Origin of the sequence: Streptomyces sp. NRRL F-5126 (assembly GCF_000721265.1) — a bacterium.
Classification (GTDB): Bacteria; Actinomycetota; Actinomycetes; order Streptomycetales; family Streptomycetaceae; genus Streptomyces.
The window spans coordinates 116,339-139,556 of the sequence record NZ_JOFZ01000011.1; the positions used below are offsets into that span (position 1 = coordinate 116,339).

General features: G+C 69.8%; 23 protein-coding genes and 1 tRNA gene. 9 read left to right on the forward strand and 15 right to left on the reverse strand.

Translation table 11 applies throughout. From position 1 onward, the window contains the following. Positions 1–87 precede the first annotated feature (87 nt). A tRNA-His gene (locus IH48_RS0123810) sits at positions 88–160 on the forward strand. A 199-nt stretch (positions 161–359) separates the two neighbouring features. Here IH48_RS0123810 and IH48_RS0123815 read toward each other — a convergent pair. From IH48_RS0123815 to IH48_RS0123875, 12 genes are all read right to left on the reverse strand, one after another. Beyond that, positions 360–1,088 carry an alpha/beta fold hydrolase gene (locus IH48_RS0123815; protein WP_078849979.1) on the reverse strand — a complete coding sequence of 243 codons (729 nt, stop codon included), beginning with the start codon at positions 1,086–1,088 and terminating at the stop codon, positions 360–362. 718 nt (positions 1,089–1,806) lie between these two features. After that, positions 1,807–3,105: a ScyD/ScyE family protein gene (locus tag IH48_RS0123825; RefSeq protein WP_158710343.1), complete on the reverse strand. Its 1,299-nt coding sequence runs from the start codon at positions 3,103–3,105 to the stop codon at positions 1,807–1,809. Positions 3,106–3,445: 340 nt separating this feature from the next. After that, positions 3,446–4,390: an SAM-dependent methyltransferase gene (locus IH48_RS0123830; protein WP_051840457.1), complete on the reverse strand. Its 945-nt coding sequence runs from the start codon at positions 4,388–4,390 to the stop codon at positions 3,446–3,448. 44 nt (positions 4,391–4,434) lie between these two features. Continuing rightward, on the reverse strand, positions 4,435–5,811 hold the full coding sequence (locus IH48_RS36335) for a hypothetical protein (protein WP_158710344.1): 1,377 nt from the start codon (positions 5,809–5,811) through the stop codon (positions 4,435–4,437). A 64-nt stretch (positions 5,812–5,875) separates the two neighbouring features. Further along, positions 5,876–6,406, reverse strand: a complete 531-nt coding sequence (locus IH48_RS0123840) for a sigma-70 family RNA polymerase sigma factor (protein ID WP_030908258.1) — start codon at positions 6,404–6,406, stop codon at positions 5,876–5,878. A 17-nt stretch (positions 6,407–6,423) separates the two neighbouring features. Then, positions 6,424–6,810, reverse strand: a complete 387-nt coding sequence (locus IH48_RS0123845; RefSeq protein ID WP_030908261.1) for a hypothetical protein — start codon at positions 6,808–6,810, stop codon at positions 6,424–6,426. 860 nt (positions 6,811–7,670) lie between these two features. Continuing rightward, positions 7,671–8,324 carry a TetR/AcrR family transcriptional regulator gene (locus tag IH48_RS0123855; RefSeq protein WP_030908264.1) on the reverse strand — a complete coding sequence of 218 codons (654 nt, stop codon included), beginning with the start codon at positions 8,322–8,324 and terminating at the stop codon, positions 7,671–7,673. Positions 8,325–8,352: 28 nt separating this feature from the next. After that, positions 8,353–8,694: a TetR family transcriptional regulator gene (locus IH48_RS36670; protein WP_199809992.1), complete on the reverse strand. Its 342-nt coding sequence runs from the start codon at positions 8,692–8,694 to the stop codon at positions 8,353–8,355. Between the two features lie 44 nt (positions 8,695–8,738). Next, positions 8,739–10,064, reverse strand: a complete 1,326-nt coding sequence (locus tag IH48_RS0123860) for a carotenoid oxygenase family protein (RefSeq protein WP_037843077.1) — start codon at positions 10,062–10,064, stop codon at positions 8,739–8,741. 42 nt (positions 10,065–10,106) lie between these two features. Continuing rightward, positions 10,107–10,661, reverse strand: a complete 555-nt coding sequence (locus tag IH48_RS0123865; protein ID WP_030908269.1) for a hypothetical protein — start codon at positions 10,659–10,661, stop codon at positions 10,107–10,109. Positions 10,662–10,807: 146 nt separating this feature from the next. After that, complete coding sequence (locus IH48_RS0123870) at positions 10,808–11,512, reverse strand: TMEM175 family protein (RefSeq protein ID WP_234434361.1); 705 nt, start codon at positions 11,510–11,512, stop codon at positions 10,808–10,810. A 121-nt stretch (positions 11,513–11,633) separates the two neighbouring features. Beyond that, positions 11,634–12,014 (reverse strand): hypothetical protein, encoded by a 381-nt coding sequence (locus IH48_RS0123875; RefSeq protein WP_030908274.1) that lies wholly within the window; start codon positions 12,012–12,014, stop codon positions 11,634–11,636. 764 nt (positions 12,015–12,778) lie between these two features. Here IH48_RS0123875 and IH48_RS0123880 point away from each other — a divergent pair. Beyond that, positions 12,779–12,946, forward strand: a complete 168-nt coding sequence (locus IH48_RS0123880; RefSeq protein ID WP_158710345.1) for a hypothetical protein — start codon at positions 12,779–12,781, stop codon at positions 12,944–12,946. A gap of 367 nt (positions 12,947–13,313) precedes the next feature. On the opposite strand, the gene IH48_RS0123885 is transcribed toward IH48_RS0123880, so the two are convergent. Beyond that, positions 13,314–13,586 carry a winged helix DNA-binding protein gene (locus tag IH48_RS0123885; protein WP_324604325.1) on the reverse strand — a complete coding sequence of 91 codons (273 nt, stop codon included), beginning with the start codon at positions 13,584–13,586 and terminating at the stop codon, positions 13,314–13,316. A 141-nt stretch (positions 13,587–13,727) separates the two neighbouring features. Between IH48_RS0123885 and IH48_RS0123890 the strand changes: the two genes are divergently transcribed. Together IH48_RS0123890 and IH48_RS0123895 are read left to right on the forward strand one after the other, a co-directional pair. Then, the gene (locus IH48_RS0123890; protein ID WP_030908282.1) at positions 13,728–14,711 is read left to right on the forward strand and encodes an alpha/beta fold hydrolase; all 984 of its coding nucleotides are present in this window, start codon (positions 13,728–13,730) and stop codon (positions 14,709–14,711) included. Positions 14,712–14,867: 156 nt separating this feature from the next. Next, on the forward strand, positions 14,868–16,157 hold the full coding sequence (locus IH48_RS0123895) for a GDSL-type esterase/lipase family protein (RefSeq protein ID WP_030908284.1): 1,290 nt from the start codon (positions 14,868–14,870) through the stop codon (positions 16,155–16,157). Positions 16,158–16,335: 178 nt separating this feature from the next. On the opposite strand, the gene IH48_RS0123900 is transcribed toward IH48_RS0123895, so the two are convergent. Both IH48_RS0123900 and IH48_RS0123905 read right to left on the reverse strand, forming a co-directional pair. Further along, the gene (locus IH48_RS0123900; RefSeq protein ID WP_078849980.1) at positions 16,336–17,034 is read right to left on the reverse strand and encodes a TMEM175 family protein; all 699 of its coding nucleotides are present in this window, start codon (positions 17,032–17,034) and stop codon (positions 16,336–16,338) included. A gap of 154 nt (positions 17,035–17,188) precedes the next feature. After that, positions 17,189–18,586, reverse strand: a complete 1,398-nt coding sequence (locus IH48_RS0123905) for an FAD-dependent oxidoreductase (RefSeq protein ID WP_030908289.1) — start codon at positions 18,584–18,586, stop codon at positions 17,189–17,191. Between the two features lie 87 nt (positions 18,587–18,673). Here IH48_RS0123905 and IH48_RS0123910 point away from each other — a divergent pair, with 87 nt between their 5' ends. The 5 genes from IH48_RS0123910 (at position 18,674) to IH48_RS0123930 (ending at position 23,206) form a co-directional block, all read left to right on the forward strand. Next, positions 18,674–19,627, forward strand: coding sequence for an AraC family transcriptional regulator (locus tag IH48_RS0123910; protein WP_051840460.1), 954 nt, complete (start codon positions 18,674–18,676; stop codon positions 19,625–19,627). A gap of 197 nt (positions 19,628–19,824) precedes the next feature. Continuing rightward, the gene (locus IH48_RS0123915; protein ID WP_030908295.1) at positions 19,825–21,042 is read left to right on the forward strand and encodes a sensor histidine kinase; all 1,218 of its coding nucleotides are present in this window, start codon (positions 19,825–19,827) and stop codon (positions 21,040–21,042) included. Continuing rightward, positions 21,030–21,689, forward strand: coding sequence for a response regulator transcription factor (locus IH48_RS0123920; protein ID WP_030908298.1), 660 nt, complete (start codon positions 21,030–21,032; stop codon positions 21,687–21,689). Before IH48_RS0123915 ends, IH48_RS0123920 begins: the two co-directional genes overlap by 13 nt. Positions 21,690–21,821: 132 nt before the next feature. Further along, positions 21,822–22,796, forward strand: coding sequence for a CPBP family intramembrane glutamic endopeptidase (locus IH48_RS0123925; protein WP_234434362.1), 975 nt, complete (start codon positions 21,822–21,824; stop codon positions 22,794–22,796). Between the two features lie 41 nt (positions 22,797–22,837). Beyond that, complete coding sequence (locus IH48_RS0123930; RefSeq protein ID WP_234434363.1) at positions 22,838–23,206, forward strand: GatB/YqeY domain-containing protein; 369 nt, start codon at positions 22,838–22,840, stop codon at positions 23,204–23,206. Positions 23,207–23,218 lie beyond the last annotated feature (12 nt).

Here is a 23,218-nt window from a genome sequence, read left to right on the forward strand (position 1 = left end):
CGGGATGCCGCCGTCAATGGGTGCGCGAGCACCCCTGCGGACCCTGTACACTTTTTCTCGGCCGGTCGGAAGATCGATCCGGTCATGGTGGGTGTAGCTCAGCTGGTAGAGCACCTGGTTGTGGTCCAGGGGGCCGCGGGTTCAAGTCCCGTCACTCACCCTTCGAGGACGAGCCCTTGACCTGCATTTTCGCAGGTCAAGGGCTCGTCTGTCGTTCTGGTCGGCCAGGACCCGGACGACATGCCGCTGACGTCCGGGCCCGGCGGCACGTCGAGCGTCTCACCGGGATCGGCCGGCGGGCCCGGGGCGATGCCCGCCACGATGCGCGGCCGACCGGCACCCTCGGCGTCCTCGTTCGATCACAGCAGGGAGCCGACAAGCCCGGAGACGCGGTCCGGCGCGCTGAGACAGGGCGAATGGCCGGTCTCGAGGGTGACGACAGCGTCGCAGCGGCTCGCGAACTCCTCGGCCAGCGAGGGGGGCCAGGTACGGTCCTGCCGTGTGGCGACGTAGAGCGTCGGAGTCCGCTTCCACTCCGCCGCGGTCGGGCCCAGGGTGAAGTTGAGTGCGGTGTCCGGACGCAAGAGTCCCGTGGCGTGCGCGGCCGTCTCGGGCGGGCAGTCGGCGTAGAACAGGTCCGGCGCCGCTGCCGGATCTATCCACGCCCGCGTTCCGTCCGCCGTGAAGCGGAGCGCCTGTGCGAACTCCGCTCCGGCGCCTGGATCGTCGTCCCCAGCCTTCGCAAGGAGGTCGGCGGCCGTCTCGCCGACGTCGAGCACCCAGCCGGACAGGAAGACGACATGCCGCACGCCGCGCAGCGCTCCGGCGACCGCGCCGCCGAACGAGTGCCCCACGACGACCGGAGGCGATCCGGCCCGATCGACGATGTCCTGGACAAGCGCGGTGCTCTCCGGCAGAGGGAGCATGCCGATGTCGGGCACGGTCACGTTGTCGGAGAGCTCCCGGAGGTTTCGGACCAGCGGGTCGTAGTGGGCGGGCTGGTGGTACGAACCATGGACCAGCACGATGGGTGTTCCGGACTCGGACCGGGGCGCTCGTTCGTACGGTTGTGCCGTGGAGTCGGGCATGTCCGCCTTTCCTGTCTCGGCGGCGGTGCACAGGGAGCACGCCGCTCGCTCCGGTGCGCTGTTCCGCCCCTGCTTCCTTCGCTCCACGCGGTGCACCCGGGCAGCGGTTCACCGTGAACCAGGTACGCGACCGCGCCGTGCTACAGGCGTGGGCGGGCGCCGTACCGTGTGATGTTTCGGCGCTCAGCCGCTTCCGCATGATCGAAAAGATGTGCTGATGTCGACTTTCCCCGCCGACTTGGAGCGGGCCATCTCGAGCCACGAGGAGGACTACCGCTGTGACATTCCGGTTCATCCGGAGCGGAGTTTCGTGGGGTGGGAAACAGTCCGCGGGAACTGGGCAGGAATCCTCGCCCATGTGCCCGAAATGACGGCGGGGTGCTGCGATCCTCACCTGACGCGCCGGGTGGTCGTCGCACCAGTCGAGGGCGATCAGGCCGCCCACGAGAACTTCTGCCTCGACTCGGTCGACCAGCACGGGTGGGGTGGCCGATGAGGCGTCTGCCGCCGACGCATACGCCGACTCCGAGGAAGTCGTCCGCCAGGGCCGTCAAGGGGCGCCGCGCCAACGCCGTCCTAGCAACGAAGTTCAGCCTGACGCGGCACCTCCCGGCGCTGGAGCGCAGACAGTACTGGGCGTCCGAGCCGCGCGGATCGGCGATCCGCACGTGCCCCTCTCGACGTTCGGGCGGCCTCTCCCGGATGAAGCCAGATGTCATTACTTCAGGCCCGTGACGGCAATGAGTTGGCCCTTGCCCACGGTGGCCGTGTTGTTGGTGATGTAGGCGGTACCGGTCTTGCCGATCGCCAGCCCCACTGGAGAGTTCAGGCCAGGTACACCCAGGTCGGTCGCCTTGACCGGGGTGGAGCCGTGCACGCTCGCGCGCAGCAGGGCGCCCGCCGACGTCGTCCCGTCCCCGCCGCCGGCGGTGCTGGATTCGAGGATGTCGAGGCGGCCGTGCGAGTCGAAGGCGACGTCGCTGACGCGGGTGAGACCGGTGACGACCGGCTGGGGCGCGTGTCCCGGCACGATCCGGTCGACCTCGGCCGTACCGGGCACCGCCGGGGCACCGCGCAGCAGTCCGACGTACAGCGCGCCGTCGGGGCCGACCGCGACGGACGACGGCACCGCCTGCGCGTTGATCGTCGTCGCGGGCGTGCCGGGGCCCAGGGAGCCGGCCGGAGCACGCTCCGGGCGTGTGGGCAGCCGCCCCAGCAGTGTCACCTTGCCCGAACCGTGCACCCACAGCACGTTGTTGGCGGCGGCGTCCGCGACCGCGAATCCGCCCTTGTATGCGGCCATCGCATGCGGATCGGCGTCGTACAGCGTCTCCCCCGGCAGGCCGCCAAGCGCGGCAGGGGACTGCGGATGGGTCGCCTGGAACGCCGCGATGTCCGCGACCGTTGTCAGGCACCCACCGTTGTCGCTCTCCGCCAGATCGAGCTTGCCGAACTTCGCACCGTACGGACTGGCTATGCCCGACACGCCCGTCGGTCCGACACCACCGTCGTCGAAGAGCACCGCCATCCGCCCGCCGGAGAATCCGATGTCCGTCACCCCGCTCACCCCGTGTGTCGAGGCAACGGACGCCGACGCCAGCCCGCGCTCCAGTGTGTGCACGTGCCCGTTGGCCACGCGCACGACCGAACCGGTCGATCCCGCGCACACGTGGGTGACGCTGATGTTGGCGACGCCGGTCACGCAGTGCGGGCCACCACTCCCGGACTCGGCGACGTACACCCCGTCGGGATGCAGCGCGACGTACTTCGGCGCGTCGAGCCCACGCGCCAGCACCTTGGCCGCCGGGCGGGTCCTACCGGCCGCAGGCCTGCTCACGAGCGTGGAAGCCGTGTTCGAGGCGATCACCGCCTTGACCGGTGTGACGGCGGACCGGTGGCCGCCCGTCACGAACCCGCTCACAGCATTCGCCGCGCCAGGCGTGAACATTGCCACCGACGACAGCGCCAGGACGAACCCCGCCGCGGTCGCGGCGCGGGCGGTTTTGGAGAGTTTCATGGTGCTCCTGTCCGAAGAGTGATCGATTCGCATTCGCGGTGGGCCGCGCCGGCCCGCGCTGCGGGCGGATTCATCCCGGTCGACCTTGGTCAGGGTGTTGCGCGGTACCGAATCCGCGATGGCGACGACCTCGGGGACCTTGTACGCCGCCACGTGCTCGCCGAGCAGTGGATGATGTGGGGTCACCGACGGGTGCCCGGCCGCGTTGTCGGTCAGTGTGCGCAGCGCCCCGACGCGCCGGCCGAGCACCGGGGCGTCGACATCGGTGACACCGACGTCGAGGATGACCCGGTCCTGGTCCCCTCCCGCGGGCGCGGCACGGCGGCGACCGGTGCCTCGCTCACGACGCTACCTCGACACGGTCCGCGCGGCGGCCCACGACGAGCAACGGGCCGCCAGGCACTGTGAGAATCCGGCGCAGGTCCCGAAATCCGATTCGCTCCAGTTCTTCCGCCATCCGGTCCGCTGTCACGGCGCTGCCGCCGTTGCGCGTCGCGGTCCACCGTGCGACCGCGGCGAGCAGCGGCTCGCGCGGTTCCGGGTTGGTGCCCGCCACCAGCCATCCTCCGTCCCTGAGCGCGCGCGCCACGTGCGGCAGGCAGGCCCGCAGCGCGCCGTCGGACAAGAACGGCGCCGGCAGCCAGATCAAGTCGTACGTGTTGCGTTCGCGCAGATCCGCGGCGTCCTGGTGACGCAGTTCGATCCGGTCGGCGAGGCCGCCGTCCGTACCGTCCAGTTGCCTGTGGGCGAGCCTGATCGCACGCTCCAGGATGTCGATCCCGGTCACGCGGACGTGCGGGAGGTCCTGGGCGAGCGCGAGGGCAAGCGCTCCGGTCCCGGTCCCGATGTCGAGCACGCTGCCGTCGACGGCGAGCCGGTCGGCGAGGCCTGGGAGCGCCGGCACGAGCCGCTCCACCAGTGCGTGCCCGGTAGCGGCCGATGCACGCCCTTGGTCGAGCAGCACGTCGTCCCTCTGACTGTCCCATCCAGTCCCGCCCTCGCCGACGGCGGCGTCGACGGCCTGCCGCAACGCGCTGAGGCGGGCCGAGGCGGCGTTGGCCGTGTCGGGGCCGTGCCGCAGGGCTTCGGCGGTGACCACCCCGTCCCCTTCGCGGCGCACGAGCCCGGCCGCTTCCAGGACCGCCGTGCGCTCCGGGTCCGACTCCAGGGCCTTCGCGAGGGAGTCGGCGGCGGCCTCCCGCAGGGTGGCGATGGCCGCGGCGAACGCCCACACCCGCCCTTCCAGCACGGACACCGGATCGTCGTGCTCGACACTGCTGTTCATGTCTCACCTCTGTGCAGGCAGTCGTTGTGGCGCGGCCGGGTGGGTCAGGGCCAGGTGATCCAGTGGGCGAGGTCATCGTTGGATGCCGCACGCACACTGGTGCTCTTCGGTACGTGCACCGCCAGTGGCATCACGAACGGACGCCGGTGGCTCGCGTCGAACTTCCGCCCAGGTACCTTCGGAGCGTCCGATGGCAGGTAACCGGCGAAGAACAGGTACCACTTGCCGTCCGCCCGCACGACCGACGGCACACCCGGCGCGAGCACCCGGTCCCCCACGTAGTTCGGCCAGTCCTTCACCTGCGACTGCAGGAGATATTCGACCTCGTAGCCGCCCGGCTTCCCCGCCCACACCTGCTTGTCGTCCTTGATCAGCAGCCGGCGGTAGGACGCGCCGTTCGACGGAATCAGACTGTCCGACCAGGCAAGACCCGACTTGTAGTCATCCTCGTTGAACGCCCCAGTCGAGTAAGCCATCACGTACTTGCCGTCGACCTTCGTGATGTTGCCCGTCTCGATCAGCTTGAACTTCTTCGGCTGCCCCATACCGAAGAACAACTCCGAGTTGTACCCGCCGCCCGTGTTCTCAGGCGCCAGCAGCACCGAGGGCGCAGAACCGGCCGGCTTGCCCGGCGAGGCCATCGGCTGCGCCACGATCCCGTCCTGCGCCGGCGCATTCGACAGCCGCTTGCTGTAGATCAGATACAGCTTCGAACCGTCCTCGAAGTACTTCCCGTCATAGTTCGCCTTGTCAGGACGCTGGAACGACCCCGCCAGCAAACTGTCCGCGACCCACTGCGTCGGCACAGCACCACCCGAACCATGCGCCACGGGAGCGGGATGCGCGTGCACGATCACTGTCCACGGCGGTGCATCCGGGAAACGCGGATTCTTCACGTACATCGTCGTAGCCATCTGCCAACTGCCGGAATCCAGCTGGTAGATGTTCGAGTTGTCCGTCACCGTCGTCCGGGAACCATACTTGCCCGCGGCCCGGCGCAACCCCGACCCCACACTCACCTTGACCTTCCCCTCCGCCCGGCAATGAGCAGAAGCACCGGCCACACAGTGCAGCAACGACTTCGTCGTCCCCGAAAAATACACACTCCCCGCTCCCCCGTCCGACGCGGCAGTGTGAATCGGGTACGGATCGACGTAATACACACCCGGATCCGTCGACCCCGCGTCCGTCAACGCCCGCACAACCCCACCCCCGGACGAGGACGAGGCCGACGCGGAGGAAGAAGCCGATGGCTTGGCGGTACCGGACGACGAGGCCGACGCCGAAGCCTGCGTGTGCGACGATCCCGACGCGTCGCAACCGGCGCCGGCCAGTCCCAGTGCCATGAGCGCAGCCGCCAGACGGAGCCGCGTGCCGAACCGGCGTCCGGCCCATTTCACCGCTGCGGATGTCTCCCGCACTACGTATTCCTCCAGAAGATGTGTGACGCTCTCTTCGGACGGCGGCGGCGCTGCCTGCGATTCGTCACGCCGCGACGGTGGCCAACGACGACTCTGCCGCGATGATCGAGCGCAGCATTCGCATACCGTAGAAAACTCGGCTCTTGACCGTCCCGACCGGAACGTTCAACCGGCTCGCCGCCTGCGCAGTGCTCCAGTCGCACAGATAAGTGGCCTCGATGGCTCGCCGGTGCGCCTCGGGAAGGCGGCTGAGCGCGTCCCTGATCAGCAGCGCGGTCAGCACCCGGTCGCTCGCCTCGGGGCTCTCCGCCTCGCCTGCCTCCTCCAGTGGGACCTCGCCGTAGCGCATCCGCGCCGACCGGTACCCGTCCACCACCAGATTGTGCGCGACCCGCAACAGCCATCCACGCACCGAGCCCTGGCCGGACGTCAGCTGATCCGCATGCCGCCACGCCCGCAGGAACGTCTCCTGCACGACGTCCTCCGCCCACCCCGTGTCGCCGTTGGTCAGGCGTACGGTCCGCGCGAGGACCACGCGGCGATGTTCTACCAGCAGGGCCTCGAGCCGAGCCTCTGCCGGCTCAGGCTGAAACATGCCACCCCTCCTGACGGCTATCGGACCCGCGGCACGGCACCGACGTTCGCGGTCGGGGCCATGCGCGTGAAGTAGTGACCGTCGCCCACCGGCCCGAGCAGTGTCACGGCCAGCCCGAGTCCGATCGCGACGACGAGTGCGGCGCTGCCGACCGAGTCCTTGATCCCCTCCTGGACCACGGCCGCGACCAGGACGAGGGCGGCCTTGGAGGCGATCAGCGGCACCAGATGCACCTCGACGCCTCTGCCCCTGAGCCTGGCCTTCAGCAAGGCCATCAGCACGCTGAAGACGACGACGGTGCGCAGCGCCTCCTCCCACGCCGGCCGACCGCGGTTGATGTACCAGAACACGCCGATGATCAGGCCGCCGAGCAGGTAACGGACGGCTTTCGGTGAGGACGACATGACTTCGCTCCGAGATGTGTGCCGGATGACGTAGCACGACGGCCGGCGTCGCTGGAACCAAAGCACCGGCGCCGCACTCCGCGCGCTTCCACGTATGGAAGCGTATTCAGATAGTGATTGCTATGTCAATCGGATCTGAGATCAATATAATAGTCACTATATAAGTAGGGATCACTACTGTCGGTCATACGGTTGCGCGGCGGCCCGGGTGCCCTGTCGATCCGCGCCGCCGCCCGGCTGGTGGTGAACGCGTTGCGCGCCTGCGGGCTTGAGAACCCGAACCGGCACCGCCTTGCGGACTGGCCCAACTCCTCGCGGCTGCCGTACTGGTCGGCCTCGTGAGCCTGGAGATCGAGGATCTGCTGTACGACCTGAAGAGATGACCGGGCCTGGCGTGTCAGCGGTCTCCACGGGCCTGGCCGGGCCGGCTCGGAGAGCAGCGGTCGCGCGGGAGCCGGCAGACTCGCCGTCCCGCTACGACAGCCATGCGGCGGGTGTGCATGACTGAACCGCGCCTCGCCCTCCCGACTCAGCGGCTCGGTCCCGCCCGTCCCTGGACCACCAGCGCGGATGAAGTAGTGGGGGGGCCATGGGGGCGCCCGACGGGTCTGCCGCGAAGCCGGCCCTCAAGCGCCGCGCCCTGCCGCCTTCTCGGACGGCCGATTCGTCGCCGTGGACCGATTGTGCGAGGACTTGTGGGAGCGACAGCCGCCGGCCGGCGCGCCGTCGCCCTTGCACTCGCACATCAGCCGGCCGCGGTCTGCCCTCGTGCCGTCACGCGGCAACCGTGAGCGGACAGCGCCGCTGGGCCGGAACACCGCACCGACCGACGGACCGAAATGGTCGCGCTCCGCCTGTCGTCAGTCCTTTTTCCCGGGCGCCTCGAACGATGCCCCAAGGCCGACGAAAAGCCAGTGGGCGGCCTCGCCGTACAAGTCGTCAGGGACAAGCTCCGGATCGGTGCGCCGGAGCCGGGCAAGCCCCTGGAACAGGGTGAGCAGGACCGTAGCCACATGGTCGAAAGGTGCGTCGACGGCCCGGCCTCGGCTCTTTGCCCGTTCGGCCAGCACCGCGGCCAGATCGTCCCTGTAGGTACAGAACTGCGCCGCAAGGCTCTCCCGGAACTCCGGGCGACGGATCGCGTACAGCCAGAACTCCGCCTGCAGGGCGGCGAAGTCCATCTCGTTGTCCGCGACCTCGACCAGGTAGCGGGACATCGCCTCCTGCGTCCCCTCGGCGCTGTCGAACTGCCCGGAGACGAGTGCGACCGCCTCCGACAGGCGGCTGGTGCTCCGACTCGACAGCAGCTCGATGAACAACTCGTCCTTGTTCTTGAAATTCGAGTACAGGGCTCCGGTGGAGAACCCGGCGGTCTCGGCGATGTCGTCGACCGAAGCTCCCGCATAGCCCTTACGTGCGAACACTTGCGCGGCGGCCTCCAGCAGCAGTGCCCGGGTGCGCGCCTTGGTCTCCGCGCGGGTCAGACGCCTCGGGCGCGACTGTTCATCACTCATATAACGAAACGTACCAATATAGGATTCATTATGTCAATGATGGGTGAGCGCCCCGAGGCAGGCGCCCACACCACACCAGCGCTCCGGCAACGCCGTACAGGTCCTCGGGAACCAACTCGGCATCGGTACGGCGCACCTGAACGCGCTCGGCCGGCACCGCGGCCAGTGCGTCCCGGTTGGCGCGGAACTGCCCGGCGAGACTCTCGACCAGACGCCGGGACAGTGCTGCTCCGACTGGAAAGAAGTTCGAAGAACAGTTCCCAGCGATGTCATCCACCGATGCCCCGGCGAAACCTTTTTGCGCGAAGGCCTGCGCGGCCGCGTCCAGCAGCAGGGCCCGAGTACGCGCCTTGGCCTCCGCCCTGGTCATCCGTCGCGACCTAGGCTGTGCGAGCCGGGACACGGCGTGTGCGATCACGCAGTGGTCGCGTCCGGGTCGGGCAGCCAGTTGCCGTGAAAACCGAACGGAACCCGGCGCGGGAGGTGGATGGTGGCAACGGGTTCGGCGGTGATGTCGGAGGCATCGAGGATGACCAGGTCACTGCTGTCGCGCTCCGTGTCGTACACGTAGCTCATCAGCCACCCGCGACCACCGGGCCGGTCGTCACCAGGGGCGAACGCCGCCTCGCTGGGACGCTGCCCCGGCTCGAAGCGGTGTTCCTCCACCCTTCCGGTGCTCAGGTCGTAGCGCAGCAACACGCCCGTGTGGGACGCCTCGGGGTCGGCGGAGGTCGTGATCGCGTGGCCGTACCGCGCGTCAAGACCGGCCAGCCGGTCGTCGATGCGGGGAAACTCGCAGTCCCGGTCGTCGATCTGCTCCTCGGAGACGGTGCCGGTGCTGAGGTCGATGACCCACCTCCACAGCGTGCCGGGCTGGTCGAACCCCTGGTTGCCGCGCCACAGTTCGGAGTAGCGCACGACAGTCAGCACGACGGTGTTGCCCACCTCGTGCGCGTTGAGTGTGTGGAAGACGTAGCAGGGGTCGATGGTGAACCAGCGGATCGCGCCGTGCGGCTCGTCCCGGCGCAGTACGCCCAGCCGGGCACCGTAGGTGTCGCTCCAGTGGTACGGCATGCCCCCGCCGCCCAGGGCCGCTTCTCGATCGAAGACGACCGGCAGATCCATGAACACCACGTGGCGTGAGGTCAGTGCGAAGTCGTGCATCATCGTCGGTCCGACCTCGGTGACGGGGCGGCTGATCACCAGGTTCCCCGCCGCGTCGGTGCGGTGGTACGTCAGATAGGGCGCCTCTGCGGCACGGTAGCCGAAGAAGTGCATCTCGCCGGTGGCCGGGCAGACCTTGGGGTGAGCGGTCATCGGCGTGTTCAGCCGGCCCTCGAAGTCGTACGGGCCGACCGTGGAGAGGTCGGGCTCGAGCTCGTAGGGCAGTGCGGACTCCACCAGCGCCAGCGTGTGACCCGCGTGCCGCACAACGTGCGTGTTGGCGGCCCCGACCGTCAGGTCCCGGTGCCCCTGCGGCCGCCTTCCCTCCAGGAACAGCGAGGTGCGCACCCACCGATTGCGGTACGACATCGCCCGGCGATTCTCCAGCCGTACCCCGTGCACCATGCCATCGCCCGAGAACCAGTGACCGGAGGCCGTACTGTGCGGGTTGGGGCCGTTGCGTATGTACCAGCCGGACAGCTCCGGCGGGATTCTTCCCTCCGTCTTCAGCTCGTAAGAGGTGATCTCGTCCGTGACCGGTGCGTAGTTCCCGGCCAGGTAGGGAGGCGGTTTCATGATGTCTCCTCGGTTGCTTGAGGGTGGGTCGTGCCGCAGCGGTCAGCTGGACGACTGCGGGTGCGGCGCCCGGGCGCGCGAGGCCGTGTACTGGCGGGTGAAGAGGATCGGCAGCACGAATCCCGCGACACGGACGATGATCCCGGCAACCGATCCCGCGTTCTCCGCCTGGAGGATCGCCGACAGCACGGCCGACACGGTGAAGGCCGCGGCCCACACGGTGGTGATGACGGTGTTGGCCCGCAGGAAGCCGGGCGCGTGCCAGATCTCCTTCGGCGTCTGGCGACGTGCGATCGACAGTGTGAAGGGCCTGTGGGCGGCGAGGCCGGCCCATGCCATCACCGCAAGCACTCCCGTGCCGGTGGCGCCGGCGTAGTGGTGGAAGGCAGCGTGGAGCGCGACGGACGAGATGACCAGGACCACGGCGAAGTAGCCCGCCGACACCAGCTCGATCACCTGGTCGCCCATCGACTGCCCGATGCGGGTGTGATGGATGAGCACCGCCAGTGTGAGGACCAGTGCGGCCGCCGCGCCGATACGCCAGTTCGGGATGGCGGCGAACACGATCCAGGGAAGGAAACTGCGGATATAGGACATGAGCGGGTTACTCCGATCGTTTGATCCAGGATCGACATGTCAAAACTGCGGAGTCGGGTCTACGGCGAACTCGCCAAGCCGGCCGAAGTCCCGGCGCCGAGCATTCCGCGCCGGAGGATCGGTGACGGTGACCCGCACCGGCGGCGTCACCCGGCCCCCTTGCGCTTGCGCAGAATGTCGACGCGAGGGAAGACCGCGAGCAACAGCAAGCTGTAATAGTCCAGGAGGGGAACCGCGAGGGCGAGCGCGAATGCGACCACCAGGGCGACGATGTTGCGGCAACCCTCGGTGTAGCCGCTCGCGATCAGCGCCCGAGTGCTCTCGTCGTCGACGGTGAGCGTCTCGGGATGTGCCTTGATCAGCGCCAGCATTGCCGCCTGGCACACCAGGCTGACCAAGATGTTCGCGTAGTACAACGCGGCAGTGAAACGGTCGTGGCCGAACGAGCCGACGATTTCAGTCGGAAAGGGCAGCACCACGATGGAGAGCAGCCAGATCATGTTCCAGACCACCAGCCGGCCGTTGAGCGCACCCACCATGGAGAACGTTCGGTGATGAGCCATCCAGAAGCGGGCCACCACCAGGAAGCTCAGCAAGAAGCTCCAGATCTGACTCCAGTGATCCGTGATCACCTCAGACCCGGTCTCGTGAGCAGACACGGCCTCCGGCACGAGGTCCACCAACGGAAGGATCAGCAGGGTTATGGAAATGGCCGTCACCGCGTCGGTGAACAGCAGCAGTCGCTCCGCCGACCAGACGGACTGCCTGCCGACCGGCAACGGTGCCGGCAGTCCAGTGGGCCCCAGTGGGCCAGGCGGCAACTGACCGGGATCGTCGCCGAAACCACTCACACTCACTGATACACCCCTCGGGAGAAATTCTGGAAATCTGGTGTTCAAGTGCGCACGGAGTGGTGCCCGTGTTCTGGAACACGATCTGGAAACCGATCGGACCGAGCGTCCGGTCCTGACCTCAGAAACCGAGGTGAGAATCCCCCATGTACCAAGCTGACTTGATCCTCACCATCTCCAGGGTGAGCTTGCTCCGCCCCGATGTGGTGTTCTTGGAGTGAGAGGAGACGATGTCGCTGAGTTTGGAACCGTCCACAACGACGTGATCTCCGGTCACCTCTGCGGTCGTTCCATGCTTCTCCACTCCGCTCAAGGCAACCGTCGTGGGTTGAGTGGGGTGGGGCGGCATGAACGCCGTGTGCAGACCCTTCACCAGCGCGGCCTGCTCCTGGTGGTGGGGGTTTTTCGACCCACACTGCGCCATGGTGGCGGGGGCTGCCGGTCTGCCTTCGCTCGCCGGCTGGGCATTCGCCAGGCAGTACTTCGTGACGTCGTTCGCCATGATTGCCTTGATCCATGCGGTGACGGCGGTATCAGGGGTCTTCCTCCCATGGCGGGGGCGCCGGGTCGGAGCGGCGTTCGGTGCTGCCGGGGAGCCGCTCGATGCCGCGGGCGACGAGGCCGTGCCGGCGGTTGCTGAGGCATCGTCTTTCGAGTCGCTGCCCGAGCACCCCGCGACACATGCCACCGCGACGGCGACGAGGCTCCCTGTCATCACGGCCAACCGGTTCTTACTGGGCGTCATCCTCTGGTCTCCATGTGATCAATTTCGGGACGGTCATGTACTGGCCCGGCCTGGGCGCTTACAGCGTCCGTCCGGGCCGCCGCGCGGTACGGCGAAATGCCCGGCGAACGCGCGGCGGCACGCCGGGGACGGCACCCGCCACTGGATGGGACACGGTTGCGCACCCCGGTTGGGTTCAGCGCCGCGCCTCCACGGCCCTGTCGCATGGGATGGGGTCGGTTCGCTCCTGGACACGAGTGAACCGGGGAGGCCACGCCTACGTGTCTCTTGAGCGAGAGGTCGCGGATGGTGCCGTCGTCATCGTGGCGGCCTGGTGCGACTCCGGCCGTGGACGGGAGCGCCGCGGGTTCCGCCGGGGCAGACGCTCAGACGGTCGGATCAGACGGTCATGGTCACGGAAGGGGAGGCCGGTCACATGAGGACCGGCTGCACTGGATGCGCGTCCTGTAAGCGCACGCCGGCCTTGATCCGGACATCGGCGAGCCCTGGTGCCGCGCTACCTCGCCGAAACCCTGACATCCGTGGGCCCGCCGGCCGTCGCCGCGGGAGCGGCGACTCAGGAGCAGGTCGAGGGGTTCCTCGGCACGCTCCGTTCGCAGGCGCGGGCCAGGGAAGCCATGCTCCACGCCCAGGAATTGACGTGCGCCTGGGCACGCGTACCCATCGCCGGCGAGGTACCCGCCTTGTGACATGGCACGCCCGCGACAGCTGCTCTCACGAGCGTTCTGCAGCCCTGGGTTCGCCAACACGGACCCGCGGGCGCTGTCCTCGTGTTCTGCGCGCGCGTGGAACCCGGCCGATTCGATGGTCCGGCGCGGACCGGAACACGGCGGGCTTCCCACGCGGCTGCCGGAAACGACGTCTACTGGAGAACGGTGTGTCCACCCCAGGCGGACTCCACCGGCACCCATCCTGACACCGACGACACCACGGCCGCTCGGCGTGCCCGGAGGCGGCGAACCCACCGTCCCCGGGCACATGCGGGACCGTTCCGCCACACGAACCACGGCCGCATCCAGGGCACGACCGCGCGGACCGGCCTGGCGCCGAGGGCCTTCACGGCGAGATGCCGCCCGCGAGCCGCTTCAACAGCGGGGCCGCGGCGACGAGCGAGGCGACTTCGCCCTCCGTGAACTGTTCGCCGAGCACCGCGGCCACGACATCGGCCCTCGTGTTGCGGTGCTCCTCGAGCAGAAGCCGTCCGCTCCGTGTGAAGGAGAAGACGACACGCCGCCCGTCGTCCGGGTCACGACTCCTGCCGATCAAGCCGCGCCTCTCCAGCGCACCGAGAGTCACCCCCGGAAGGGCGCGCCGGGCTGCGCGAGGCACCGGCCCGAAGGGTTTTGCCGACCTGGCAAGTGGAGTCGGTGTTCGGTCAAGGCATCAGCATGATGGGAGCAGGGCGGGCCTGCTGAACGAGATCAGTGACCTTCGCCGGCCCAGACACATCCCCGCGGCCTGGAGGTTCACATGTCGCAAGAGGTCAGGGAAGTCACGCACCGCGCGGTGTCTGTGCCAGGCGGCCGGATTCACATCGCGGAGCAGGGGAGGGGGCCGCTGGTCCTGCTCGTCCACGGCTTCCCCGAGTCCTGGTACTCCTGGCGTCTCCAGCTCCCGGTGCTCGCGGAAGCGGGATACCACGCGGTCGCCCTCGACGTTCGCGGCTACGGCCGCTCGTCCAAGCCGGCCGCGACGGAGGATTACCGGATGCTCGCCCTCGTGGAGGACAACGTCGCCCTGATGCACGCCCTGGGCGAGGAGCGCGCGGTCATCATTGGCCACGACTGGGGCTCGAACATCGCGGCAATCACCACTCTGCTCCACCCCGAGGTCTTCCGCGCGGTGGGACTGCTGAGCGTCCCCTACGCTCCGCCCGGCGGCCCTCGCCCCACCGACATCTTCGCCCGCATGGGCGGGGAGGAAGAGTTCTACGTCTCCTACTTCCAGGAGCCCGGCCGCGCGGAGGCCGAGATGGAGCCCGGCGTCCGGGACTGGCTCGCGGGCTACTACGCGGCCCTGTCCGCCGACACCATGCCTGACGCCACCGAACCCGATCCGCACTTCGTCAGCCACGGCGGCACGCTTCGCGAGAGGTTCCCGAGCGGCAGGTTGCCCTCCTGGCTCACCGAGCACGACCTCGACACGTTCGCCGAGGAGTTCGAGCGCACCGGCATGACCGGAGCACTCAACCGCTATCGGAACATGGACCGCGACTGGGAGGACCTCGCCGATCACAACGGCTCTCCGATCAGGCAGCCGTCCCTCTTCGTCGGCGGCACCCTGGACGCCTCCACTACGTGGATGTCCGAGGCAATCGAGGCATACCCTGCGACGCTCCCCGGGCTGGTCTCCTCACATCTCCTGGAGGGCTGCGGCCACTGGATCCAGCAGGAACGGCCCGCGGAGGTCAACCGACTTCTGATCGCCTGGCTCGCGGGTCTGACCGCCCAGTAGGCGTGGGACGTCGGGCGGGCACAGTTCGGCACCGGCCTTGGAGCCCCGCGCGGTCCGCACGGCTGCCGTACGGCGTACTGAACCTTGCCCGGAGCAGATACGTGACATTGACGTCAGGAGAAGTCGACACTCACCTGCTTGCCAGGAGCAATGCCCATGGTCCGGCACCGAGGTCATGTCCTCATCGCCGCCGTCACGGCACTCGCCTGCGGCATCGCCATCGCGGTTGTCGTGACCCGCGGACACACCGTAGGTCGTGCGGCGAGCACCACGGCAGGCAGGAGTACGTCAAGTGCCTCGACTGCCACCGGCCGCTGGATCGGCGCCTGGACGACCGCCCCCGCCTCCGGCGAGCTCGGCACGGCCGGCGGACGTCCCCGGACTTCCATCCGCAACGTCGCACACATCGGCATCGGTGGCTCTCAGGCCCGCATCCACCTCTCCAACGAATTCGGCCACAAGCCCCTGGAGATCGGCCACGCAACCATCGCCCTGGCAGCCGGCAGTGGCACTGCCGGTGGCCCCACCGCTGCCAACAGCACCATGCGGAAGCTGGTGTTCGCCGGCAAGGCCTCCGTCGTCATCCCGTCCGGCGGCTCGGTCGTCAGTGATCCGGTGAGGCTGAACGTCCCGGACTCGAGCGACGTCCTGGTGACCACGTTCTCCCCCCAGGCATCCGGGCTGGTCACGTTCCATCCCAAGGCCCGGCAGACGTCATACATGGCCGAGGGAGACCACACTGCCGATTCGCAGGGCTCGGCGTTCACCGCGAAAACCGCGGTCTGGCAGTACTTGACCGGGGTGGACCTGCGGACCAACGACGCCACCGGCTCGGTGATAGCGCTCGGCGACTCCATCACCGCCGGCATCACCTCGACCCCCAACGCCGACCACCGCTGGACCGATGACCTCCAGAACCGGCTGCGCAACACCAAGGGCGCGCCCCGGTTGACCGTGCTCAACGAGGGCATCGGCGGCAACCGCATTCTCACCGACGCCAAGGGGAAGTTCGCCGATCAAGGCCTGAGTGCGCTGCACCGACTCGACCAGGCGATGGACCAGTCCGGAGCCACCGCCCTCCTGGTCGATCTGGGCATCAACGACATCCTCGACCGCTCCCACGAGGACGCCGCCCACGTCATAGCAGGCCTGCGGCAAATCACCTCCCGAGCGCATGCCAGGGGACTGCGGGTCGTCGGCTCCACTCTGGGCCCGTGCGGAGGCCACAAGAGCTGCCGGTCGGCCCAGCAGCAGGTTCGCGAGCAGATCAATCAGCAACTCCGCACACAGCACGTCTTCGACACACTGGTCGACTTCGATCAGGCGCTGCGTGATCCCGCCAACCCGGGTTATTACCGCCCGCTCTTCGACTCCGGCGACCACCTCCACCCGAGCGACGCCGGGTACCAGGCGATGGCCGACGCGTTCGACCTCTCCACTTTGTGAGCCACGCTGCGGCGAACGCTCGGCGTCGGCGGATCTCGCGCTCCGGCATCGTTGGCTCCGGCCGCGACTCGTACAGCGCGACCGCGTCCGCATCGAAGTGCGGCGGCTGGTTCTTCAGATCCCATGGCCGGCGACGAACGGCCGACTCCGCTCGGGCATTACTGAAAGAGGCCCATGGTCAGGGCGCGGTGCGCCGGGGACGCGCCAGCCTCGGCGGGACGGCGAGCAGCACCAGGCTGTAGTACTGCAGTGCGGGCACGGCGATCGCGATGGCGAACGCGACGACCAGGGCGAGGACGGTGAGATAGCTCTCGGTGTACTGCTCCCCCGCTCTGCGGCGGGCCTCCTCGCTGCCGTCCTCAAGGAGTGCCGGGGTGGTCTTGAGGATCCTCAGCATCGCGAACCGGCAGACCATGCCGACCAGGAGCATCGCGTAGTAGAACGCCACCACGAACCGGTCTCGGGCGCCGAAGATGCCGATCATCTCCGTCGGCAGGGGAAGCACGATGACGGAGAGCAGCCACCCCATGTTCCACATCGTCAGCGGGCGCGTGAGCCTCGTGACCGAGGAGAAGGCCCTGTGGTGCTCCCGCCAGATGTTCGCGATGACCGCGAAGCTGAGCAGGAAGCTCCAGAACTGGTCGAGGTGACCGGTGATCACCTCACTCGCGTGCTCGTGCGCCGACGCCGCTTCCGGGACGAGGTCCACCAGCGGCAGGATCAGCAGGGTGATGGAGATCGCGGTCACCGCGTCGGTGAACAGCACCAGGCGCTCCGCCGAGACGCCCCCCTCGATCCTGTCCGACGCGGGAGCCGGCGACTCTGCCGGGCCGGCCCCTCCCGTCCCGGTCTCGCCGACGGCGTCGCCCGCACTCATGCCCTCGCACCTCTCCCTTGCCGTTGACCAGCGCTGATGGATAAGCCCCACCAACGTACTAAACCAGCGGCCGCCGTTGGGACCACCGCCGTCGACGGCCTCGGTGGTCGTCGACGGGCTCAGATCGCCACAGGGCTTCGCGAAGACGGAACGTTCACTCCGGCAGGACCTTGTCGAACACCTCGTTGAGGGCCTCGGTGGAGCTCGGGTGCGTGTAGATCGAGTCGCGCAGCTGGGTCGCCGTGATGCCGTGGCGCATCGCGAGCGCGACGGTGTTGATGATCTCCTGGGCGTCGATGGTCAGCAGCGCGGCGCCCAGGACGAGGTCGGTGTCGGCGTCGACGATGAACTTGATGACGCCGCGTGTCTCCTCGACGGTGTAAGGCCGGGGCATCGCGACGATGTCGGCGACCTTCTCGCGGGACACCTTGATCCTGCGCCCCTCCGCGCGTGCCTGTGTCTCCTTGAGGCCGACGGTCGCCAGCGGCGGCGTGATGAACAGCGTGTGCGGCACGGCGACCCGGTCGGTCACCCTGCGCTTGAGCCTGCCCTCGCCGAGCAGCTGGTCGAGCACGACGCGGGCGTCGTCGAGTGAGACGTAGGTGAACTGCTCGCCGCCGTTGGCGTCGCCGAGGGCGAAGATGTGCGGGCGGCTGGTGCGCAGGCGCTCGTCGACCTCGATCGCGCCGCGCGCGGTGGTGCGGACTCCGGCTGCCTGGAGGTTCAGGTGGTCGGTCACGGGCCTCCGCCCGGTGGCGGGCAGCAGCGCGTGCCCGTCGACCGTCAGCGTCCGCCCGTCCTTCTCGTACGAGACCGTCGCGGTGTCGTCGTTGTCGCTGACGCCCGTGACGCGGACGCCGGTGACGATCCGGATGCCGTCGCCCGCGAGGATCTCGGCGGCGGTGAGCGCGATGTCCTCGTCCTCGCGGGGCAGCAGCCGGTCGGCCGCTTCCAGTACGGTCACCTCGGCGCCGAAGTGCCGGTAGATGGCGGCGAATTCGAGCCCCTGGTAGCCCCCGCCGACGATGACGAGGCTCGCCGGCAGCCGGTCGTTCTCGATCAGGTCGGTGCTGCTGACCAGGTGCTTGCTCCCGGCCAGTCCCGGGATGGCGGGGACGACCGCCTCGGAGCCCGTGTTGATCAGGATCGTCGGCGCCGTGACGGTGATGCGGTCGTCGCCCGCTCCCACGGCGACGGTGTGCTCGTCGACGAAGGCCGCCTCGCCCGTGATGACCGTCGCGGTGTCCATGCCATCGACCGCCTCGAAGTTGCCGGCACGGAAAGCGCTGGTCAGCGCGCGTACCCCGGCGACGGACTTCGCGAAGTACTCCTGCGCCTGGTCCTCGATGCGCTTCGCGTTCGAGTAGTGGACCAGCATCTTCGACGGAACGCAGCCCACGTTCGGGCAGGTGCCGCCGTACATGTGGGCGGACCGTTCGACAAGGACCACGCGCCTGCCCGCTCCGGCGAGCGCGCGTGCGGCGGTCTTGCCGCCCTTGCCGAAGCCGATGACGAGCACATCGGCCGAGAGAGCTGCGGTCGTGGGTTCCATGAGTTTGAGCTTCCCTCGGATCGATTGGTACGAATAGCGCCTTGCGTATCACTTTCCCGCCCGGAAGTATCAGAGGGACACGCTCAGATGGACACGCTCAGTCACCTCCTCCGCCTGGCGCGCGTCGAGGCGAGCCTCGACATGCGCTGCCTCGTCGGCCCCGCGACCCGCATGGACTCCCCCGCACGCGCGGGGCGCGAGGCGCCGTTCCACGTGCTGCTCGAAGGCTCGTGCCGGCTGCACATCGGACAGCGGGTGCTCGACATGGGCCCGGGCGACGTCGTTATCGTCCCCAGCGGGGCGCCGCACCGCATCGTCACACCGGGCGACGGCACACCGCAGGGGACGACGGTGACGAGCGGCGCGGCGTTCCTGACGGCACGCAGCGGGCACGGGGGCCCGGAGGTCAGCGATCTCTTCTGCGGCCGCTACGGGTTCGGCGCGGGCAGCGGCTCGCTGCTGTTCCACAGCCTCCCCGACCCGATCCACGTCTCGTTCGGCCGGTCGGACGACAGCGCCGACGTCCTTGGGACGCTGAGCACGCTGATGCGCTCGGAGGCACGCCGCGAAGGCGACGGGACGGCCGCGATCCTGGCGGGTCTGTGCACGGCGCTCCTCGCGATGGTCCTGCGGACCGCGCGTGGCGCGAACACCACGGCCACGCTGTGGACGGCGGCGGGCGACACGACGATCGCCTCCCTGATGGAGCGGATATTCGAGGCGCCGGGGGACGACTGGTCGATCGAGCGGATGCGCCGCACGACCGCGATGTCCCGTGCCACCTTCCTGCGCCGCTTCGGGCAGAGCACCGGCATGACCGTCGGCGCCTTCGTCACCCAGGCACGGCTGATGACCGCCGCCGACCTCCTCACGACGGACGACGCGACGGTCGCCTCCGTCGCGTCGCGCGTCGGCTACCGCTCCGAGTCGGCCTTCAGCAGGGCGTTCCGGGCCGCCACGGGCGTGACACCGGGCCGCTTCCGCCGCGAATCCCCGACGGGGGCCCGGCAGGTGGCGGACCACGGGTCATCGGGCCGCTGACCATCGGCGGGGGGTGGGGCGGCAGTTGGGCGGCCCGGCGCCGCACACCAGGTCCGCCACCATGGATACTGGGCGGCGACGTCGCTCACGGGCGAACGGGGCGGGCGATCGAAGGCCGGTCCGGGACGGAGGAGGTGCGCGTGGTGGCTCGGCAGCGCGCCACGTCCGGCGGCCGGCCGGCCGAAGGCCCGGGCACCGTGGCCAGAGCCGTCTCCGCCTCGCTGTCCGCGCTCGGGCACCTCGCGGGCGGCTTCGGCACGGCGCTGCTCGCGCTGGCGACCCTGGCCGTCCTCGGAGTCAGCGCCGTCGCCTGCCTGGTGGGCGTGGGGCTGCTGGTGGCGCCCCTCGCGCTGCGCATGCTGCACGCGCTGGCGCGGCGGGAGCGCAGGCGGCTGGGCCGCTGGGGCCCCGAGGTCGTCGCGCCGCGGCCCGCGCCGCACGGGCTGCGCGGAGCCGTACGCGACCCCGGGACGCGGCGCGAGGCGGGGTGGCTCGTCGTGCACGCCACCTGCGGGTCGCTGCTCGGCCTCGCCGGGGTGCTGCTGCCGTTCGCCGCCGCACGCGACCTGACGTTCCCGCTGTGGTGGCAGTTGGCCCCGCACGGGTCGACCAGCACGTCCATCGGCATCGGCACCGCGAACTCCTGGCTGGACGCCCTCGCGGCAGGGCTGCTCGGCGTGGGCTGGGTCGCCATCATCCTCGGGCTCGCGTCGGGGATGGCGGCGCTCCAGGCACGGCCGGGGCGCCGGCTGCTGGCCGCGGGTGCGGAGACGGACCTGTCCCTGCGCGTCGCCGAGCTCACCGCCACCAGGGCGGCCGCCCTGGACGCGCACGCCACCGAACTGCGCCGCATCGAGCGTTCGCTGCACGACGGCTCCCAGAACCGGCTCGTGTCCGTCACCGTCCTCATCGGCGCCGCGCGCCGCCAGGTGGCCCGCGACCCCGCGGCCGCGGACGAGCTGCTCGAACGCGCCCAGGCGGCCGCCGAGCAGGCGCTGGCCGAACTGCGCACCGTCGCGCGTGGCATCCTGCCGCCGGTGCTCGCCGACCGCGGGCTCGGCGGCGCGCTCTCGGGCCTTGCCGCGGACTGCGCGGTGCCGTGCACCACGGACGTCGACGTGCCGCAGCGCTGCGCCGCGTCCGTCGAGGCGACCGCGTACTTCGTCGTGGCGGAGGCGCTGACGAACATCGCCAAGCACAGTGGCGCCCGGCACTGCGCCGTCACGGCGGTCGGCCGCGGCGGCCGGCTGCGGCTGCGTGTCGAGGACGACGGCAGGGGCGGCGCGCTGGAGGACGGCGGCTCGGGACTCACCGGTATCCGCCGCCGGGTCGCGGCACTTGACGGTACGCTCGACGTGGCCAGCCCGCCGGGCGGCCCCACAATCCTTGAGGTGGACCTCCCATGCGGATCGTGATCGCCGAGGACGACCCGCTGCTGCGCGAGGGCCTCGCCCTGCTGCTGCGCGCCGAGTCACTCGACGTGGTGGCCACCACGGACAACCCGCAGGACGCGCTGGCCGCCATCGCGGAACACGAGCCGGACGTCGCGATCCTCGACGTCCGCATGCCGCCCACGCACACCGACGAGGGCGTGCGCGCCGCCGTCGAGGCGCGCCGCCGGCAGCCCGGGCTCGGCGTCCTCGTCCTGTCCGCGTACGTGGAGCAGACCTTCGCCACCGAACTGCTGACCGGGGGCGTCGGGGGCCTCGGCTACCTGCTCAAGGAGCGGGTGGGGCGCGTCGAGGAGTTCCTGCGGGCGCTGTGGCGCGTGCGGGAGGGCGGCACCGCCATCGACCCCGAGGTGGTCGCCCAGTTCTTCACGCGCTCGCACCACGACACCCGTCTTGAACGCCTCAGCCCGCGCGAGCGCGAGGTGCTCGCGCTGATGGCCGAAGGGCTCGGCAACAGCACCATCGCCGAGCGCCTCGTCGTGACCGACGGTGCGGTGCACAAGCACATCCGCAGCATCTTCGCCAAGCTCGACCTGTCTCCCACCGACCGTGTCGACCGGCGCGTGGCCGCGGTCCTGCACTACCTGGAGAACGCGAACCGGCGGGTGTGAGCCACGGGTGTGGCCTCCGGGCCGGTACAGCCTGCTGTACCGGTGTTCGGGGAGTGTGCGGCAATGCCCCGGACGGTCTCCGGCTGGTGTGCTGGACGCGTCGCGTCAGCCACTGCCGAAGGGACGCATCCAGTGGGCAGCCGAATCCCCGCCAACGCACCGTCACAACCGCTCCGCACACGGCCGCCGGGCAGCACAGGACCGGCGGGCACCGCCGCGGTCACCCGCCCCCGCGCAGGGCTGCGAGGGCGCATCGCCCGCGCCCCGCTGACCTCGTTCTTCGTCATGGCGTTCGCCCTGAGCTGGCTCGCGTGGACGCCGTACGTGCTGTCCGAGAACGGCCTGGGCATCGCGCACTTCGCCTTCCCGTCCGCGCTGGGCACCACGCAGTTGCTCGGTGTGCTGCCCGGGGCCTACCTCGGCCCGATCCTGTCGGCGTTCGCGGTCACCGCCGTCACCGACGGGCGCCGCGGGCTCCGGGTCTGGACGGGCCGGCTGGCGAAGTGGCGGGTCGGCTGGCGCTGGTACGCCGGAGTGATCGTCGCGGCGCCCGCGGCCCTCACCGTCGCCTCCGTCGCGCTGGGCGGCGCGGGCCCTGTACTGCCGAGCGCCGCGGTGCTGGCGGCGTACGTGCCGGGCCTGCTGCTGCAGATGGTCACCACCGGCCTTGCCGAGGAGCCCGGTTGGCGCGACTTCGCGATGCCCCGCCTGCAGCGCCGCCACGGACCGCTGACCGCAACGCTGATCGTCGGCCCGCTGTGGGGGATCTGGCACCTCCCGCTGTTCCTCACCGAGTGGGGCGGTTGGCCGGACGTCACCTGGCGGCAGCCGGTGGTGTTCGTGGTCACCACCGTCGCGTTCAGTTTCGTGATGACGTGGGTGTTCAACCGCAGCGGCGAGAGCCTGCCGATCGCCATGCTGCTGCACACCGGGGTGAACAACTACCTCTCCATCGCCTGGTCGGGGATGTTCCCGCAGCTGGCTCCGACGGCCACGACGCACGCCCTGCTCGTCGCCTCTGTCGCGGCCGCCCTGATCCTGCTGGCCGTCACGCGCGGCCGCCTTGGGTACGGGCCGTCGCCCGCGGCCGCCGCGCCCCCGCGATAACCCGTTGTGCGCCGCGCGCGCGGGTACGTACGGTCCTCACCATGTCTCTCGACGTACAGCTGCGCCAGGCCCTGCCCGAGGCGATGCGCGCCCGCGACAAGGTGGCGGTGCGTGCCATCAGGTCGGCGCTCGCCGCCCTGGACAACGCCGGGGCCGTCCCGCTGGACGGGGCGCCGCGAGCGGGGGCGATCGAGGGGGCGCCGATCGGCGCGGGCGCGGCCGAGGCGCCGCGGCGCGAGCTCGGCGATGACGACATGGTCGAGATCCTCAGGGCCGAGGCCGCCGAACGGCTCAGCGCGGCTGACGAGTTGGCGGCGCCCGAGCACGCGGCCCGGGTGGCGGAGCTGCGCGGGGAGGCGGTCGTGCTGCTCGGCTTCCTCGAAGGTTCAGGACCCGCGGGCGCCGCCTGAGATCCACCACGC